This window comes from Streptomyces sp. NBC_00510 (assembly GCA_036013505.1).
Classification (GTDB): domain Bacteria; phylum Actinomycetota; class Actinomycetes; order Streptomycetales; family Streptomycetaceae; genus Actinacidiphila.
The window spans coordinates 3,070,568-3,086,460 of record CP107851.1; the positions used below are offsets into that span (position 1 = coordinate 3,070,568).

Sequence of the window (15,893 nt, forward strand, 5' to 3'; positions counted from 1 at the left end):
GCCCATGGGGGAGGAACGGCCAGGCCAGGAGGGGGTCTTCATGGTGGCGGTCCGAGGTGGTACCGCGGGCGGGACGGTGGACGGCAACGCGCGGCGCAGTTCCGCGTTCTCACTGAGGCGGTGGGCGCCGCGCCCGTCGCCCCGGCTCGATCCGGCGCGGGGCAACCCCGCGCTCGCGGGCCTGCGCGCGGCCGCCGCCGCGGCGGACTGGCCCGCGATCCGGGAGCGGCTGTCGGCGGTGACCGACGACCGTGAGCGCAGCTGGCTCGTGGCGAACGTCGTGGACGTCGACGGCTGGGAACGCTGGATGCCGGCCGTCGTGGCGGCCGAGCCCGACTCCGGGCTCGCCCGGCTGGTGGCGGGCGCCCGCCAGGTGACCTGGGCCTGGGAGGCCCGGACCGGACTGCGCGCGCAGCACGTCTCGCGTGAGCAGTTCCAGGTGTTCCACGAGCGCCTCGAAGTGGCCGAGGACCTGCTGTACCGGGCCGCGGAGCTCGAACCCGCATGGGCTTCCCCCTGGTACTTCCTGCAGATGAGCGGCCGGGGGCTGCAGGTCGGCCCGGACCTCGCGCGGCTGCGCTTCGAGGCCACCGTACGGCGCTCCCCGCTGCACCTGGGGGCGCACCAGCAGCAGTTGCAGCAGGTGTGCCGCAAGTGGGGCGGTTCGCACGAGGAGATGCACGCCTTCGCCCGGGAGTCCATGCTCGCCGCCCCCGAGGGCAGCGACCTGGGCGTGCTCGTCGCGGTCGCGCACCTCGAGCACTGGGGCGACCTGGACCGCGGCGACGACACGGCGTACATGCTCCGCCTGCAGGTCGAGAAGGAGCTGCACGAGGCCGCGGACCGCTCCTACCGCAACGCGGCGTACCAGGGCGCCCTCGACCCGGTCGGGACGCTCAACACCTTCGCCATGGCCTTCGCGCTGGCCGGCGAGAGGAAGGCGGCGGCCGAGGCCTTCGCCGCCACCGGCGGACTCGTCACCGAGTTCCCGTGGCAGTACCTCAACGGCAACGACCCGGTGGCGGCCTACCGCTCCCTGCGGTCCCGCGCCGGACGTCCCTGACCGCCCCGCGCCCCGTTCCCCGTCCGCGCACCGCCCGGAAGGCCCCTTCGGTGTCCCAGTCCCCGTCAGCGCACACGTTCCAGGTCGACCTGCGCGGCCTGGTCGACCTGCTCTCCCACCACCTCTACTCCAGCCCCCGCGTCTACCTGCGGGAGCTGCTGCAGAACGCCGTCGACGCGATCACCGCCCGGCAGGCGGTCCAGCCGGGCGCACCGGCCAGGATCACCGTGCGGACCGGTGAGACGCTCAGCGTCACCGACACCGGTGTCGGGCTGAGCGAGGCCGACGTGCACACCTTCCTCGCCACCATCGGGCGCAGCTCCAAGCGCGCCGCCGACGGCGAGATCGAGGCCGCCCGCGGCGACTTCATCGGCCAGTTCGGCATCGGGCTGCTGGCCTGCTTCGTGGTGGCCGACGAGATCACGGTCGTCAGCCGCCCGGCGACCGCCCCCGGCGCCCCGGCCGTCGAATGGCGCGGCCGCTCCGACGGCAGCTACACCCTCCGCACGCTCCCCGCCGACGCGCTGCCCGAGCCGGGCACGCGCGTGACGCTGACCCCGCGCGCGGACGCCGGCGAGTGGACGGAGCCCGGCCGGGTGGCGTCGCTGGCCCGGCACTACGGCAGCCTGCTGCGGCACGAGGTCACCGTCGTCGACCCGCGCGGCGAGACGACCTTGATCAACGAGACCCCGCCGTGGGAGCGCCGCCACGGCTCCCCGCTGGCCCGCGCCGAGGCGCTGGCCGAGCACTGCCGCGCGACGTTCGGCTTCACCCCGCTCGACGCCATCGACCTCGACCTGCCCGTCGCCGGGCTGCGCGGCGTGGCCTACGTACTGCCGACCCCCGTCAACCCGTCGGAGCGGGCCGGGCACCGGGTGCACCTGAAGGGCATGCTGCTCTCGGACCGGGCCGCCGAACTCCTGCCGGAGTGGGCGTTCTTCGTCCGATGCGTCGTGGACGTCACCAGCCTGCGCCCGACGGCCTCCCGCGAGGCGCTGTACGAGGACGAGACCCTGGCCGCCGTCCGCGACGCGCTGGGCGCCCGCATCCGCGACTGGCTGACCGGGCTCGCCGCCAGCGACCCGGCGCTCCTGCGGCGCTTCGTCGACAGCCACCACCTCGCCGTCAAGGCGCTGGCCCGCTACGACGACGCACTGCTGCGGATGCTGCTGCCGTGGCTGCCCTTCGAGACCACGGACGGCAACGTCACCCTGGAGGAGTTCGCCCGCGCCCACCCCACGGTGCTGGTCACCCGCAGCGTCGACGAGTTCCGGCAGGTCGCCCCGATCGCGGCGGCGGCCGGTCTCGGCGTCGTCAACGGCGGCTACACCTACGACCGGGACCTGGTGCACCGGCTGCCGGAGATCCGTCCCGGCACCACGGTCACCGACCTGGACCCGGCCACCATGACCGCGCACCTCGACCCGGTCGACTCGGCCGCCGAACTCGCCGCCGCCTCCTTCCTCGCGGTCGCCCGCGAGGTCGTCGGCCAGTACGACTGCGACGTCGTGCTGCGGGCCTTCCAGCCGGTCACGGCGCCCGCGCTGCTCCTGGACGACCGCGAGGCACGCCACGAGCGCACCCGGTCCGGCCTCGCGGAGAGCAGCGACGGGCTGTGGGCGGACATCCTCGGCTCGCTGCGCACGCAGGCCCCGCGGGCCCAGCTCGTCCTCAACCACCTCAACCCGCTGGTGCGCCGGGCCGCCACCGTCACCGAGCGCGGGCTGGCCCTCACCACGGCCGAGGCCCTGTACGGGCAGGCGCTGCTGCTCACCCGGCGGCCGCTGAAGTCCTCGGAGAGCGCGCTGCTCAACCGGGCCTTCATCGGTCTGCTCACCCACGCCATGCACGACCAGGACACCCCCGCGTCCGGGCCGGACGCCAAGGAGCACTGATGCTGGACACCCCCGAGGCCGTGTTCGAGGCGCTCCGCGAGAACAACGAGCGCCCCTACGGAACGCCCCGCACCGTGACCGCCGAGGAACTGGTCGAGGCGGCCGAGCAGTTCGAGGAGAAGGACGTCCTCGTGACGGCGCTGCTCGAACTCATGTCGGCGTACGAGTACGCCGCCGAGCACCGCAAGTCGCCGGTCGTCTTCGCCCGGATCCTCAAGCTGTGGGAGGAGGTGCCCGGCTCCTTCAGCGAGTGGGAGGGCCATCAGGTGCTGTGGCGCCACAAGTGGGTGACGACCTCGCTGCTCCAGGTGCCGGACGTCCCGCTGGCGGCGGTCCACGGGTGGGTCGGCCAGATGGGCGAGCGCTACCGCGCGGCCGGTGAGGGCCTGCAGCCGGTCGCGGCCATGCGGCACCGGATCGCCGCCCACACCGGCGCGGACCGCGAGACGGCCTGGGACCTGTGGGTCACCCGGCGCCAGGAGCGGCTCAGCGACTGCCAGGCCTGCGAGACCCGGCACCAGGGACTGCACCACCTCGCGGCGGGCGACGACGAGCGCGCCCTGCGGACCTGGGAACCGGTCCTCGGCGGCGTCCAGAACTGCGAGGAGGAGCCCTGGGTCACCCAGGCCCACGCCCTGCTGCCGTTGCTGCGCCTCGGCCGCACCGACGAGGCCCGCTCCCACCATCTGACGGGCTACCGGCACGCCCGGGGCCGGATCGGCATGGCCGAGGAGACCGGACTGCACGTGGAGTTCTGCGCGCTGTCCGGCAACGAGGGCCGGGCGCTGGAGATCCTCGCCGAGAACCGCGCCCTCTTCGGCACCACCGGCGCGCCGCTGTCGCTGCTCGGTTTCCTCACCGGCGTCGAGGTCCTCACCCGGCGCCTGGTCGACCAGGGGTACGACACGACCCCCGTCGCCGGACCGCTGGGGCGCACCTGGACCGCGCGGGAATTGCAGGACCACGTGAGCGAGCAGGGCGACACCCTGGCCGCGGCGTTCGACCGGCGCAACGGCACCGGCACCGTCGGCGAGCGCCGCCGGGCACGCCTGACCCGGCGCCCGCCGCTCGCCGAGCCGCTGGCACTCGGTCTGCGCACCGCGGCCGTGCCGTCCCCGGCGGCCGGGCCGGCGGCGACGGCCACGCCCACGGCCGTGGCCGCGCGGGAGGTGCCCGAGGACTTCGTCGAACTGGTGGAGAAGGCCCGCGAGATGGGGGACGCGGGCCGTCCCGGCGACGAGGAGCTGTGGCGCCGGATCGCCGAGCGCGCCGGTGCCGAGGGCCATGTGCACGACCCCCGGCTGGGCCCGGAGGAGCGGCTGCGGGCCGAACTGGCCGAGCACCGCGCCTTCGCGGCCATGGAGGACGAGGACCGCACGGCGGCCAGGGCCGCGCTCACCGAGGCACGGGAGCTGTTCGCCCTGGCCGGCATGCCCGAGCGCGTCCTGACCTCCCGCGCACGGCTGGCGTCGGTGGGCGTGGAGCCCGGCCCGGAGGCCGTCGCGGGCCGGGCGGAGCTGGACGCGGTGCGGACCGAGGCCCGCGCACTGGTGGACGAGGGCTCCGCCGAGGTCCGGCGCGCCTACTGCGTCGTACTGCAGTGCCGCGCCTACCTCGCCCATACCGAGGCGGCGGCCACGCTGCCGGACGTCCCCGCGGAACTGCGCGAGCGCTTCGAGGCCGCCGTGGCCGAGGCCCTGGCGGAGTCGGAGCGGCTCGGCATCCCGGAGCGCACGGTCAACACCCGGATGTCCGCCGCCGATCTCGCGGCGCGCTCCGGGGACCTGGACGGGGCCGAGCGGGAACTGCGGAGCGCCCTGCGGGTCGTGGAGGCGGCCGGGACGCCCTGGCGCGCCACCCGCCCGCGGGGCCTGCTCGGCCAGGTGCTGCTGCAGCAGCACCGCCCCGAGGAGGCCATGGAGCAGTTCCACGGCGCGCTCGCCACGGCCACCGCCCATGGCGACACCGCGTTCCCGGTGGCGCGCACCCACGCGCTGCTCGGCCACGCCGCCGACCACGCGGGCGACCTGAACGCCGCCGTACGCCACCTGTCCGACGCCGCGGCGCGGCTGGACCGCGAGGGCGACGTCACGGGCGCCGCCGAACTGCGGGTGGAGCTGGCGGACGTGCTCGCCCGTGCCGACCGCCAGGCGGACGCCGTCGCCGTGCTGGAGTCGCTGGTCTGCGACGAGGCCGCGGCCGGCATGGACGAACGCGCCCTGGCCCAGGCCCGGCTGCTGCTGGCGCGGGGCCTGCGGGGACTGGAGGAGCACCGCGCGAGCGCCGAGCAGTTCCTGCTGCTGGCCGACGCCGTCCAGGGGTGGCAGGAGCAGTTCACGCACACGCTCGCCGCCTCGGAGGCCGCCGTCGCCCTGCTGGAGGCCGGCCGCGAGGACGCGGCGCGCTCCGCGTACGACCGCGCCGTCGCCTCGCACGCGAAGGGGCCGAACCCCCACGCGGTCGCGGAGATGATGCGGGACTTCGCGGGCTCCGCCGTCTCGGCACAGGGCGCCGAGGGCCTGGAGACCGCCCTGGACCACCTGCGCCGGGCCGACGAGGTGCTGGCGGCCGTGCCCGCGGACGACGAGGACTTCGCCCTCTGGTACGAGAGCGGCGCCACGCACTACCAGCGCGGCCGGGCCTATGCCGGCGCCGAGCGCTTCCCCGAGGCGCTCGCCGAACTGGAGCGGGCGATCGCCGCCCACGAGGAGGGCGGGCCGCGGGGCGAGGCGCCGCGCGCCGAGGCCGTCCGCGTCGCCGCCCTCGTCGAGGCGAACGGCCTGGACCGGCCGGACGCGGCCCTGTCCCGTCTCGGTGCCGCGATCACCCGGTGCCGGGCGGCGGGGCTCGACCACGCGGCCGGGGTCCTGTCCCGGGTCAGGGACGAGGTGTCGTCGCGCCGCCGGGGCTGACACCCGTGGCACGAACGAGGCGACCGCCCTCGGCGCCCGCGCCCCGGACATCCGGAGGCGCGGGGTGTCGATCCGGGCGGTCGCCGTTCGTGTAGAGGGTGTGGAACGCCGGCGAAGGGCCGGCCCGGACCGCGCGGACGCGCGAGGCCGCGCAGGCGTACGGAGCAGCCGCCGCCCGCACCGAGAACGAGGCCGAACGGGACTTCCTGCGGCGCAGACGCGAGGCGCTCGGCGGCCCACCCTGACCGGCCCCGCGAAGGCCGTCCTGGCCGGGCGGGCTCGGGGCGGCGGACGCGACGGCGGTTGCCGCGGCCGTGCCTTGACGTTGGGTCAGGAGAGCACGGCGAGGCCGTCGAGTTCGACCATGGCCTCCTCGTCCCACAGGCGGGTGATGCCGATGACCGCCATCGCCGGGTAGTCACGGCCTGCCAGGGCGCGCCAGATGCGGCCGAGTTCGGGCGCGTGGTCGCGGTAGGCGGCGACGTCGGTGGTGTGGACGGTGAGGCGGGCGAGGTCGGCGGGGGTGCCGCCGGCAGCCTGGAGGGCGGTGAGCAGGTTGATCAGCGCGTGCTCGAACTGGGCGGGGAGCGTGTCGCCGACGACCTTGCCCCCGGAGTCCAGCGCGGTCTGGCCCGCGAGGAGGACGAGGGTGCGGCCGGTGGCGGTGACGGCGTGGCTGAAGCCGGTGGGCGGGGAGAGCTCGGGCGGATTGATCCGGTTGAGGGTCATGCGAAGAGCTCCTTGGCGATGATCGACCGCTGGACTTCGGTGGCACCTTCGTAGATACGCGGTGCGCGGACCTCGCGGTAGAGGTGTTCCAGGACGTGGCCGCGCTCCAGGGCGCGGGCCCCGTGGATCTGGACGGCCGCGTCGACGGCGTACTGGGCGGTCTCGGTGGCGAAGAGCTTGGCCATGGCGGAGCTGCGGGCGGTGCCGGGGGCACCGGAGTCGTAGGCCTCGGCGGCGGCGTAGACCAGCAGGCGGGCGGCCTCGGTGCGGGTGGCCATCTCGGCGAGGGTGTGGGAGACGGCCTGGAGCTCCTTCAGGGGCGCGCCGAAGGCGGTGCGGGAGGCGGCGTGGGCGGTGGCCGCCTCGAGGGCGGCCTGCGCCATGCCGACCGCGAAGGCACCGACGCTGGGCCGGAAGCGGTTGAGGGTGGTCATGGCGACCCGGAAGCCGCGGTCGACCTCGCCGATCACGTCGTGCCGCCCGACCGGTACGGCGTCGAAGCGCAGCCGCCCGATGGGGTGCGGGGAGAGCATGTCGAGGTGTTCGCCGCCGAGGCCGGGGCGGTGGGCCGGGACGGCGAAGGCGGTCACGCCGCGGGCCCCGGCTCCGGGGGTGGTCCGGGCGAAGACCGTGTAGATGTCGGCCTCGGGGGCGTTGGAGATCCAGCACTTCTCTCCGGTGAGCCGCCAGCCGCCGTCCGGCGCGGGCTCCGCGGCCAGTTCGAGGGCGGCCGCGTCGGAGCCCGCTGCGGGTTCGGTGAGCGCGAAGGCCGCGACGGCCTCGCCGGAGACGACCCGCGGGATCCAGCGGGCGGCCAGTTCAGGGGATTCCAGCAGGGGGTGGGCGCCCAGGCCCTGCAGGGCGAGCGCGGTCTCCGCCTCGGTGCACTCCCGGGCCAGGGACTCCCGGAGCAGGCACAGCTCGAGGGCGGTGCCGGGGAAGAGGCGCCCCAGCAGGCCGAGTTCGCCGAGGGCGGCGAGCAGCGGCCGGTTGACCCGCCCGGGTTCGCCGGACGCCGCCAGCGGCCGGAGCCGTTCGGCGGCCCAATCGCGGACCTGCGCACACCACTTGAGCTGTTCCGGGTCCAGCGCGAACGATGCCACGCGGCACCTCCCGTATCGCGTACCGTTGACTGCCGTCACAAACACGTTACGCTGAATCCGCCCGCAACCAGGTGCCAACGAGGGGCGAACCCGCCATGGACCTGCTGCCATCAGCACACGTGGACACTTTCCCGCGGGATCACCTCCCGCGGCGTGACCAGTGGCCCGTCCTGACCCAAGACCTCCCCGAACTGGCCTATCCCGGCCGGCTCAACTGCGGCACCGAACTCCTCGCCGCCGGCCTGCCCGAGGCGCCCTGCCTGCGGATGCCGGGCGGTGAGGTCTGGTCGTACGCGGACCTGCGCGCCGCCTCCGACCGCATCGCGCACGTGCTGACCGACGACCTCGGGGTGGTGCCCGGCAACCGCGTGCTGCTGCGCGGCCCCACCACGCCGTGGCTGGTGGCGTGCTGGTTCGCCGTCATGAAGGCGGGCGCGGTCGCGGTGACCGTGCTCGCGGCGCACCGCCCGCACGAGCTGGCCACGATCTGCGAGATCGCCGCCGTCCGGCACGCGCTGTGCGACATCCGCGCGGTCGACGACCTCGCCAAGTGCGAGGCGCCCGGGCTGCGCATCGCCACGTACGGTGGGGAGGCGCCGGACGATCTGCTGCGGCTCGCGGCCGAGCGGCCGGACTCCTTCCCCGCGGTGGAGACCTCGGCCGACGACGTCGCGCTGATCGCCTTCACCTCCGGGACGACCGGACGGCCCAAGGGGTGCATGCACTTCCACCGGGACGTGCTGGCGATCGCCGACACCTTCTCCGCGCACGTACTGCGACCGACCTCCGCGGACGTGTTCGCCGGCAGCCCGCCCCTGGGCTTCACCTTCGGGCTGGGCGGCCTGGTCGTCTTCCCGCTGCGCGTGGGGGCGTCGGCGCTGCTGCTGGAGCAGGCCGGCCCCGAACAGCTCGCCCGGGCCGTCGCGGAGCACGCGGTGACCGTGCTGTTCACCGCGCCCACCGCCTATCGGGCCATACTCGCCTCGCACGGCACCCGCGACCTGTCCTCGCTGCGGCGCTGCGTGTCGGCGGGCGAGAACCTGCCCGAGGCGACTTGGCACGCCTGGTACGCGTCGACGGGGCTGCGGATCATCAACGGCATAGGGGCCACGGAGCTGCTGCACATCTTCATCTCCGCCGCCGACGACGTGATCCGGCCGGGCACCACGGGCCTGCCGGTGCCGGGCTACCAGGCCCGGGTCGTCGACCCTTCGACGCTCTCCCCCGTGCCGGACGGCGAGCCGGGGCTGCTCGCGGTGCGCGGCCCCACGGGCTGCCGCTACCTGGCGGACGAACGGCAGCGGGAGTACGTGCGCGACGGCTGGAACATCACCGGCGACACCTACGTGCGCGAGCCGGACGGCTACTTCCGCTACGTGGCCCGCGCCGACGACATGATCATCTCGTCGGGGTACAACATCGCCGGCCCCGAGGTCGAGGAGGCGCTGCTGCGCCACCCCGACGTGCGGGAGGCCGCGGTCATCGGCGTGCCGGACGACCAGCGCGGCCAGATCGTCCGGGCCTTCGTCGTGCTGCGGGACGGCCCCCCGCGCGACGAGCACACGGTCGAGGCGCTGCGCGCCTTCACCCGGGAGGAGATCGCGAGCTACAAGTGCCCCCGCGAGATCGCCTTCCTCGACGCCCTGCCCCGCACTCCCACCGGGAAACTGCAGCGCTTCCGGCTGCGCGACCTACAGTGATCGCGTGACCGAGCACACCCCCAGTTCGCTGATCGTGACCTTCTTCGGCGCCTACGGCCGGGCCGAGGCCTGGGACGGGCGGATACCCGTCGCCGGGCTGATCCGGCTGATGGGCGCCGTGGACGTGGACCCGCAGTCGGTGCGCTCGGCGGTCTCCCGGCTCAAGCGCCGCGGCCTGCTGGAGCCGGACCGCGTCGGCGGCGCCGCGGGCTACGCCCTGTCCGAGGACGCCCGGCAGCTGCTCGCCGACGGCGACCGCCGCATCTACGGTCACCCGGCCGGCGGAGCCGGGGACCAGGAATGGGTGCTCGCGGTCTTCTCCGTGCCGGAGAGCGAGCGCCACAAGCGGCACCTGCTCCGCTCCCGCCTGGCCCGGCTGGGCTTCGGCACCGCCGCCCCGGGCGTGTGGATCGCGCCCGCTCGCCTCCACGAGGAGGCCCTGCACACCCTGCGCCGGCTCGGCCTGGACACCTATGTCGACCTCTTCACCGGCACCCACCTCGGCTTCGAGCCGACGGCCGCGGCCGTGCGCCGCTGGTGGGACCTCGACGCCGTCGCCAAGCGCCACCACGCCTTCCTCGACGCCCACGAGCCCGTACTGCGCGCCTGGGCCGCCCGGGAGACGACCCCGCCGCAGGAGGCCTTCGCGGACTACCTGCGCGCCCTCGACTCCTGGCGCCGCCTCCCCTACGCCGACCCGGGCCTGTCGCCCGCCCTCCTCCCGCCCGACTGGCCCGGCGGCCGCGCCGCGGCGGTCTTCGAGGGCCTGCACGCACGGCTGCGCGACGCGGGGGCACAGTTCGCGCGGTCCGCCGACCCCACGGCGTGACCGGGCACCGACACCTCCCTCTTCGCCTGACCAGCGGCCCGCGACCCCTCACACGTCCAGCGTGAGACGGGGCCGGGGGGCGTCCGTGCGGCCCGTGGGCGGGCGGCGGCTGCCCGCCTGGTACGGGAGGGGCCAGGGTGCGCCGGGGCCGGAGTAGTCCTGTTCGGCGGCGGCGTGGAGCGTCCAGTTGGGGTCGTAGAGGTGGGGGCGGGCGAGCGCGCACAGGTCGGCGCGGCCCGCGAGGATCAGGGAGTTGACGTCGTCCCAGGAGGAGATGGCGCCGACCGTGATGACGGGCACCCCGAGTTCGTTGCGGATCCGGTCGGCGTAGGGGGTCTGGTAGGAGCGGCCGAAGTCGGGGGCCTCGTCGGCGACGACCTGGCCGGTCGAGACGTCGATGGCGTCGGCACCGTGGGCGGCGAAGGCCCGGGCGATCTCGACCGCCTCGTCGGCGGTCGTGCCGCCCTCGGCCCAGTCGGTGGCGGAGATGCGGACGGTCATCGGGCGGTCGGCGGGCCAGACCTCGCGGACGGCGTCGAAGACCTCCAGGGGGAAGCGCAGCCGCCCGGTCAGGTCGCGGCCGTAGGCGTCGGTGCGCCGGTTGGTGAGCGGGGAGAGGAAGGACGAGAGCAGGTAGCCGTGGGCGCAGTGCAGTTCCAGCAGGTCGAACCCCGCGCGGGCGCCGCGCGCGGCGGAGGCGGCGAACTGCTCGCGGATCGCGGCGAGCCCCTCGGCGTCCAGGGCGTGCGGGACCTGGCTCACGTGGGGGTGGTACGGCAGCGGGGAGGGGGCCGCGAGCGGCCAGTTGCCCTCCGGGAGCGGCTGGTCGATGCCCTCCCACATCAGCCGGGTGGAGCCCTTGCGGCCGCTGTGGCCGAGCTGCAGGCCGATCGCGGCGCCGGGCCGGGCGTGCACGAAGCCGGTGACGCGGCGCCAGGCGTCCTCGTGCCCGTCGTTCCACAGGCCCGCGCAGCCGGGGGTGATGCGGCCCTCGGGGCTGACGCAGACCATCTCGGTCATGACCAGGCCGGCGCCGCCGAGGGCACGGGCGCCGAGGTGGACGAGGTGGAAGTCGCCGGGGGTGCCGTCGGTGGCGGAGTACATGTCCATCGGCGAGACGACGACCCGGTTGCGCAGGGTCAGCCCGCGCAGGGTGAACGGGGTGAACATCGGCGGGGTGTCCGGCCCGGTGCCGAACTCCCGCTCCACGGAGGCGGTGAACTCCGCGTCGCGCAGGCGCAGGTTGTCGTGGGTGACCCGGCGGCTGCGGGTGAGCAGGTTGAAGGCGAACTGCCGGGGCGGCTGGGCGGTGTACTGCTCCAGGTGCTCGAACCACTCCAGGCTGGCCCGCGCGGCGCGCTGCGTGCTGGCGACGACCGGCTTGCGCTCGGCCTCGTAGGCGGCGAGCGCCTCGGGGACGCCGGGCTGCTCGTGCAGGCAGGCGGCGAGGGCGAGGGCGTCCTCCATGGCGAGCTTGGTGCCGGAGCCGATGGAGAAGTGCGCGGTGTGGGCGGCGTCACCGAGGAGCACGATGTTCCCGTGCCGCCAGCGCTCGTTGACGACGGTGGTGAAGGCGATCCAGCGGGAGCGGTTGCCGCGCAGGCCGTGGCCGTGCAGGGCGTCGGCGAAGATCTTCTCGCAGCGGGCGATCGACTCGGCCTCGTCCAGCCGGTCCAGTCCGGCGCGCTGCCAGACGTCCTCGCGCATCTCGACGATGAAGGTGCTCGCGTCCGGCCGGTACGGATAGCCGTGGGCCTGCATCACGCCGTGCTCGGTCTCGGCGATCTCGAAGCGGAAGGCGTCCAGGACGAGGTCGGTGGAGAGCCAGATGTAGCGGCAGCGGTGGCCGGTGAGGGTGGGGCGGAAGACGGCGGCGTGGGCCCCGCGGGTGGCGCTGCCCGCGCCGTCGGCGGCGATGACGAGGTCGTGGTCGCGGGCCAGCCGTTCGGCGGCCGGGGCGAGTTCGCGGCTGCGGACGGTCACGCCGAGGTCGTGGCAGCGGTCGTGGAGGACCGCCAGCAGCGTGCGCCGGTCCACCGCCGCGAAGCCGTGGCCGCCGGAGGTGACGGCACGGCCGCGGTGGCGCACGTCGATGTCGTCCCAGCGGGTGAACTCCCGTTCCAGGGCGCGGAAGACGACCGGGTCGGCGTGCTCGATGCCGCCGAGCGTCTCGTCGGACAGCACGACGCCGAAGCCGAAGGTGTCCTCCGGCGAGCCGCGCTCCCAGACGGTGATCTCGCGTTCCGGGTCGAGGCGCTTGAGCAGTGCGGCCGCGTAGAGCCCGCCGGGGCCGCCGCCGATGATGGCCACCCGCACGGCTAACGGCCCTTCCAGTTGGGGCTGCGCTTGTCGGTGAACGCGGCGTGGAACTCGGCGTAGTCCTCGCTGGTCATCAGGAGCGCCTGGGTGGCGGCGTCCATCTCCACGGCGGCGCCGAGCGGCATGTCGAGCTCCGCGGTGAGCAGGGCCTTGGTCTGCGCGTACGCCAGCGCGGGGCCGGCCGCCAGGCGCTTGGCGAGGGCGGCGGCGCTCGCGTCCGCCTGCCCGTCGTCGACGAGCTCGCTGACCAGGCCGATGCGATCGGCCTCCGCGGCGCCGACGGTGTCGCCGAGCATCAGCAGCCGGGTGGCATGGCCGAGGCCGACGATGCGGGGCAGCAGGTAGGCGGCGCCCATGTCGGCGCCCGCGAGGCCGACCTTGGTGAAGAGGAAGGCGAAGCGGGCCGAGCGCTCGACGATCCGGAAGTCGGAGGCGAGGGCGATGACGGAACCGGCTCCGGCCGCGACGCCGTGGACGGCGGCGACGACGGGGAAGGGGGCCTCGCGGAGGGCGCGGACGACCTGTCCGGTCATGCGGGTGAAGTCCAGGAGCTGGCCCGCACCCATGGCGAGGGTGGCGCCGATGATCTCGTCGACGTCCCCGCCGGAGCAGAAGCCGCGACCGGCCCCGGCGAGCACGAGCACGCGGGTGTCGCCGTGGTGCGGCAGCTCGGTGAGCAGGTCGCGCAGGTCGGCGTAGGCACCGAAGGTGAGCGCGTTGAGCTTGTCGGGCCGGTCGAGGGTGACGGTGACGACGCCGTCGGCGCGCTCGACGCGCAGGTGCCGCCATTCCTCGGTCCGGCCTGCGGAGCCTCGGTAGGGGCTCATGGGCACGTCCTCCTTCGCGGGGGAGGCAGGCTTGCCAACACCGCGAAGTTATCACTCCTTCGTGACCGCCGTCACGAGTGCGCGATATGCGCGGCGCCTCACACGCCTCCCAGCGTGGCGACGAGGACGGCCTTGATGGTGTGCATCCGGTTCTCGGCCTGGTCGAAGACGATGGACCGCGCCGACTCGAAGACCTCGTCGGTGACCTCCAGCGAGGTCAGCCCGTGCCGTTCGTGGATCTCCCGGGCCAAGGTGGTGCCCAGGTCGTGGAAGGCGGGCAGGCAGTGCATGAACTTCGCGTCCGGGCGGCCGGTGGCGCGCAGCACGTCCGCGGTCACGGCGTACGGCTTCAGCAGCGCGATGCGCTCGTCCCACACCTCGGCGGGCTCGCCCATGGACACCCAGACGTCGGTGTGGACGAACTCCGCGCCGGCGACGCCCTCGGCGACGTCCTCGGTCAGGGTGACGCGGGCGCCGGTGGTCTCCGCGAGGCGCCGCGCCTCGGCGACGACGCCGTCGTCCGGCCACAGCTGCTCCGGGGCGGCGATGCGGACGTCCATGCCGAGGAGGGCGCCGGTGACCAGCAGCGAGTTGCCCATGTTGGAGCGGGCGTCGCCGAGGTAGGCGTAGGCGGTCTCCCCCAGCGGGGAACGGGAGTGCTCGGCCATGGTGAGCACGTCGGCGAGCATCTGGGTGGGGTGCCACTGGTCGGTGAGGCCGTTCCACACCGGCACCCCGGCGTGGGCGGCCAGTTCCTCGACGACCTCCTGACCCGTCCCGCGGTACTCGATGCCGTCGTACATCCGGCCGAGCACGCGGGCGGTGTCCTTCACCGACTCCTTGTGGCCGAGCTGGGAGCCGGCCGGGTCCAGGTAGGTGGTGGACGCGCCCTGGTCGGCCGCGGCGACCTCGAAGGCGCAGCGGGTGCGGGTGGAGGTCTTGGCGAAGATCAGGGCGATGTTCCTGCCGGCGAGCCGCCGGACCTCGGCGCCCGCCTTCTTGGCCGCCTTCAGCTCGGCGGCCAGGTCCACCAGCCCGCGGAACTCCTCGGGGGCGAAGTCCAGCTCCTTGAGGAAGTGGCGGCCCGTGAGGTCGATGGCCATGGGGGCTCCTAGGTCGGGGTCGGCCGGGTGCCGAACATGAGTGCGCCGAGACCATGGAAGTCTATACGAACAGATGCATCCTTATACAGTCCGGGCCCGGCCACGGATCGCCCCGTCAGACCGGGTCCCGCTCGATGGGGCAGCTCATGCAGCGCGGACCGCCGCGGCCGCGCCCGAGTTCACTCCCGGGGATCTCTATGACCTCGATGCCGCGCTTGCGCAGGAAGGTGTTGGTGGTGACGTTGCGCTCGTACGCCAGCACGACGCCCGGCTCCAGCGCGAGCACGTTGCATCCGTCGTCCCACTGCTCGCGCTCGGCGGAATGGACGTCCTGGGTCGCGGTGAGCACGCGGATGTCGTCCAGGCCCAGGGCCGCCGCGATGGCCCGGTGCATGTGCTCCGGCGGGTGGTCGGTGACCTTCAGGTCGCGCTCCCCCGCGCCGGGCTCGATGGTGTACGAGCGCAGCATGCCCAGGCCCGCGTACTTGGTGAAGGTGTCGCCGTCGACCATCGTCATCACGGTGTCCAGGTGCATGAAGGCACGGCGCTTGGGCATGTCGAGGGCCACGATCGTGGTGGCCGACCCGGCGTTGAACAGGCGCTGGGCCAGCATCTCCACGGCCTGCGGGGTGGTGCGCTCGCTCATGCCGATGAGGACGGCGCCGTTGCCGATCACCAGGACGTCGCCGCCCTCGATGGTGGACGGGTAGGCCGCCTGGCCCTCGGACCACACGTGGAAGGAGCCGCCCGCGAAGAGCGGGTGGTGGCGGTAGATCGCCTCGTAGTGGATCGTCTCGTGCCAGCGGGCCGGCCAGCGCATCGCGTTGATGCTGACCCCGTCGTAGACCCAGGCCGAGGTGTCCCGGGTGAAGATGTGGTTCGGCAGCGGGTTGACCAGGAAGTCGTCCAGGTCCGTCACATGGAAGCGGACCGAGGTCGGCTCCGCGAAACGGGCCAGGAACTCCCGTTTGGTCATGCCGCCGACCAGGGCCTCGGTCAGCTCGGCCGCGGACAGCTCGTCGAAGGCCGCGCGCAGGTGGTCGGTGACCACCGGGCCGTACTCCTTCTCGTCGAAGACCCGGTCCAGCACCATGCGCCGGGCCTCGGGCAGGGTCAGCGTCTCCCGCAGCAGGTCACCGAAGAGGTGCACGGCCACGCCCCGGTCGCGCAGCACGTCGGCGAAGCCGTCGTGCTCGGCACGGGCCCGGCGCACCCACAGGACGTCGTCGAAGAGCAGGGCGTCCTTGTTCGACGGCGTGAGCCTTTTCAGCTCCAGGTCGGGGCGGTGGAGGATGACGCGGTGCAGCCGCCCTGCCTCGGAGTCCACATGGAATGCCATGGAGCTAGACATTCCCACTTGGCAAGGGTTTACCGCCAGGGAGGGGCGGGCACCCGGGTGCCCGCCCCTCGCCC

Annotated in this window: 12 protein-coding genes; 6 read left to right on the forward strand and 6 right to left on the reverse strand. The window is 74.3% G+C overall.

What is annotated here, in order from left to right:
* The first annotated feature begins 40 nt into the window (after nt 1-40).
* From OG937_13540 to OG937_13555, 4 genes are all read left to right on the forward strand, one after another.
* Nucleotides 41-1,063, forward strand: coding sequence for a hypothetical protein (locus OG937_13540; protein ID WUD72639.1), 1,023 nt, complete (start codon nt 41-43; stop codon nt 1,061-1,063).
* Nucleotides 1,064-1,113: 50 nt separating this feature from the next.
* On the forward strand, nt 1,114-2,958 hold the full coding sequence (locus OG937_13545) for an HSP90 family protein (protein ID WUD72640.1): 1,845 nt from the start codon (nt 1,114-1,116) through the stop codon (nt 2,956-2,958).
* Nucleotides 2,958-5,870: a hypothetical protein gene (locus tag OG937_13550; protein WUD72641.1), complete on the forward strand. Its 2,913-nt coding sequence runs from the start codon at nt 2,958-2,960 to the stop codon at nt 5,868-5,870. Before OG937_13545 ends, OG937_13550 begins: the two co-directional genes overlap by 1 nt.
* Nucleotides 5,871-5,968: 98 nt before the next feature.
* Nucleotides 5,969-6,115 (forward strand): hypothetical protein, encoded by a 147-nt coding sequence (locus OG937_13555; protein ID WUD72642.1) that lies wholly within the window; start codon nt 5,969-5,971, stop codon nt 6,113-6,115.
* 85 nt (nt 6,116-6,200) lie between these two features.
* Here OG937_13555 and OG937_13560 read toward each other — a convergent pair whose 3' ends face one another.
* Both OG937_13560 and OG937_13565 read right to left on the reverse strand, forming a co-directional pair.
* Nucleotides 6,201-6,599 carry a RidA family protein gene (locus OG937_13560; GenBank protein WUD72643.1) on the reverse strand — a complete coding sequence of 133 codons (399 nt, stop codon included), beginning with the start codon at nt 6,597-6,599 and terminating at the stop codon, nt 6,201-6,203.
* Entirely contained in the window at nt 6,596-7,702 is a 1,107-nt protein-coding gene (locus OG937_13565; GenBank protein WUD72644.1) for an acyl-CoA dehydrogenase family protein, read from the reverse strand. The genes OG937_13560 and OG937_13565 overlap by 4 nt, the downstream gene beginning before the upstream one ends.
* Nucleotides 7,703-7,797: 95 nt before the next feature.
* On the opposite strand from OG937_13565, the gene OG937_13570 reads away from it, so the two are divergent.
* Complete coding sequence (locus OG937_13570; GenBank protein WUD72645.1) at nt 7,798-9,402, forward strand: AMP-binding protein; 1,605 nt, start codon at nt 7,798-7,800, stop codon at nt 9,400-9,402.
* A 4-nt stretch (nt 9,403-9,406) separates the two neighbouring features.
* Nucleotides 9,407-10,231, forward strand: a complete 825-nt coding sequence (locus OG937_13575) for a PaaX family transcriptional regulator (protein ID WUD72646.1) — start codon at nt 9,407-9,409, stop codon at nt 10,229-10,231.
* A gap of 48 nt (nt 10,232-10,279) precedes the next feature.
* Here OG937_13575 and OG937_13580 read toward each other — a convergent pair whose 3' ends face one another.
* The 4 genes from OG937_13580 to OG937_13595 form a co-directional block, all read right to left on the reverse strand.
* Nucleotides 10,280-12,547 carry a bifunctional salicylyl-CoA 5-hydroxylase/oxidoreductase gene (locus tag OG937_13580; GenBank protein WUD72647.1) on the reverse strand — a complete coding sequence of 756 codons (2,268 nt, stop codon included), beginning with the start codon at nt 12,545-12,547 and terminating at the stop codon, nt 10,280-10,282.
* Between the two features lie 2 nt (nt 12,548-12,549).
* Nucleotides 12,550-13,377 carry an enoyl-CoA hydratase family protein gene (locus tag OG937_13585; protein WUD72648.1) on the reverse strand — a complete coding sequence of 276 codons (828 nt, stop codon included), beginning with the start codon at nt 13,375-13,377 and terminating at the stop codon, nt 12,550-12,552.
* 98 nt (nt 13,378-13,475) lie between these two features.
* Nucleotides 13,476-14,480, reverse strand: a complete 1,005-nt coding sequence (argF, locus tag OG937_13590; protein ID WUD72649.1) for an ornithine carbamoyltransferase — start codon at nt 14,478-14,480, stop codon at nt 13,476-13,478.
* Nucleotides 14,481-14,595: 115 nt separating this feature from the next.
* Nucleotides 14,596-15,819, reverse strand: a complete 1,224-nt coding sequence (locus OG937_13595) for an arginine deiminase (GenBank protein WUD72650.1) — start codon at nt 15,817-15,819, stop codon at nt 14,596-14,598.
* Nucleotides 15,820-15,893: the final 74 nt, after the last annotated feature.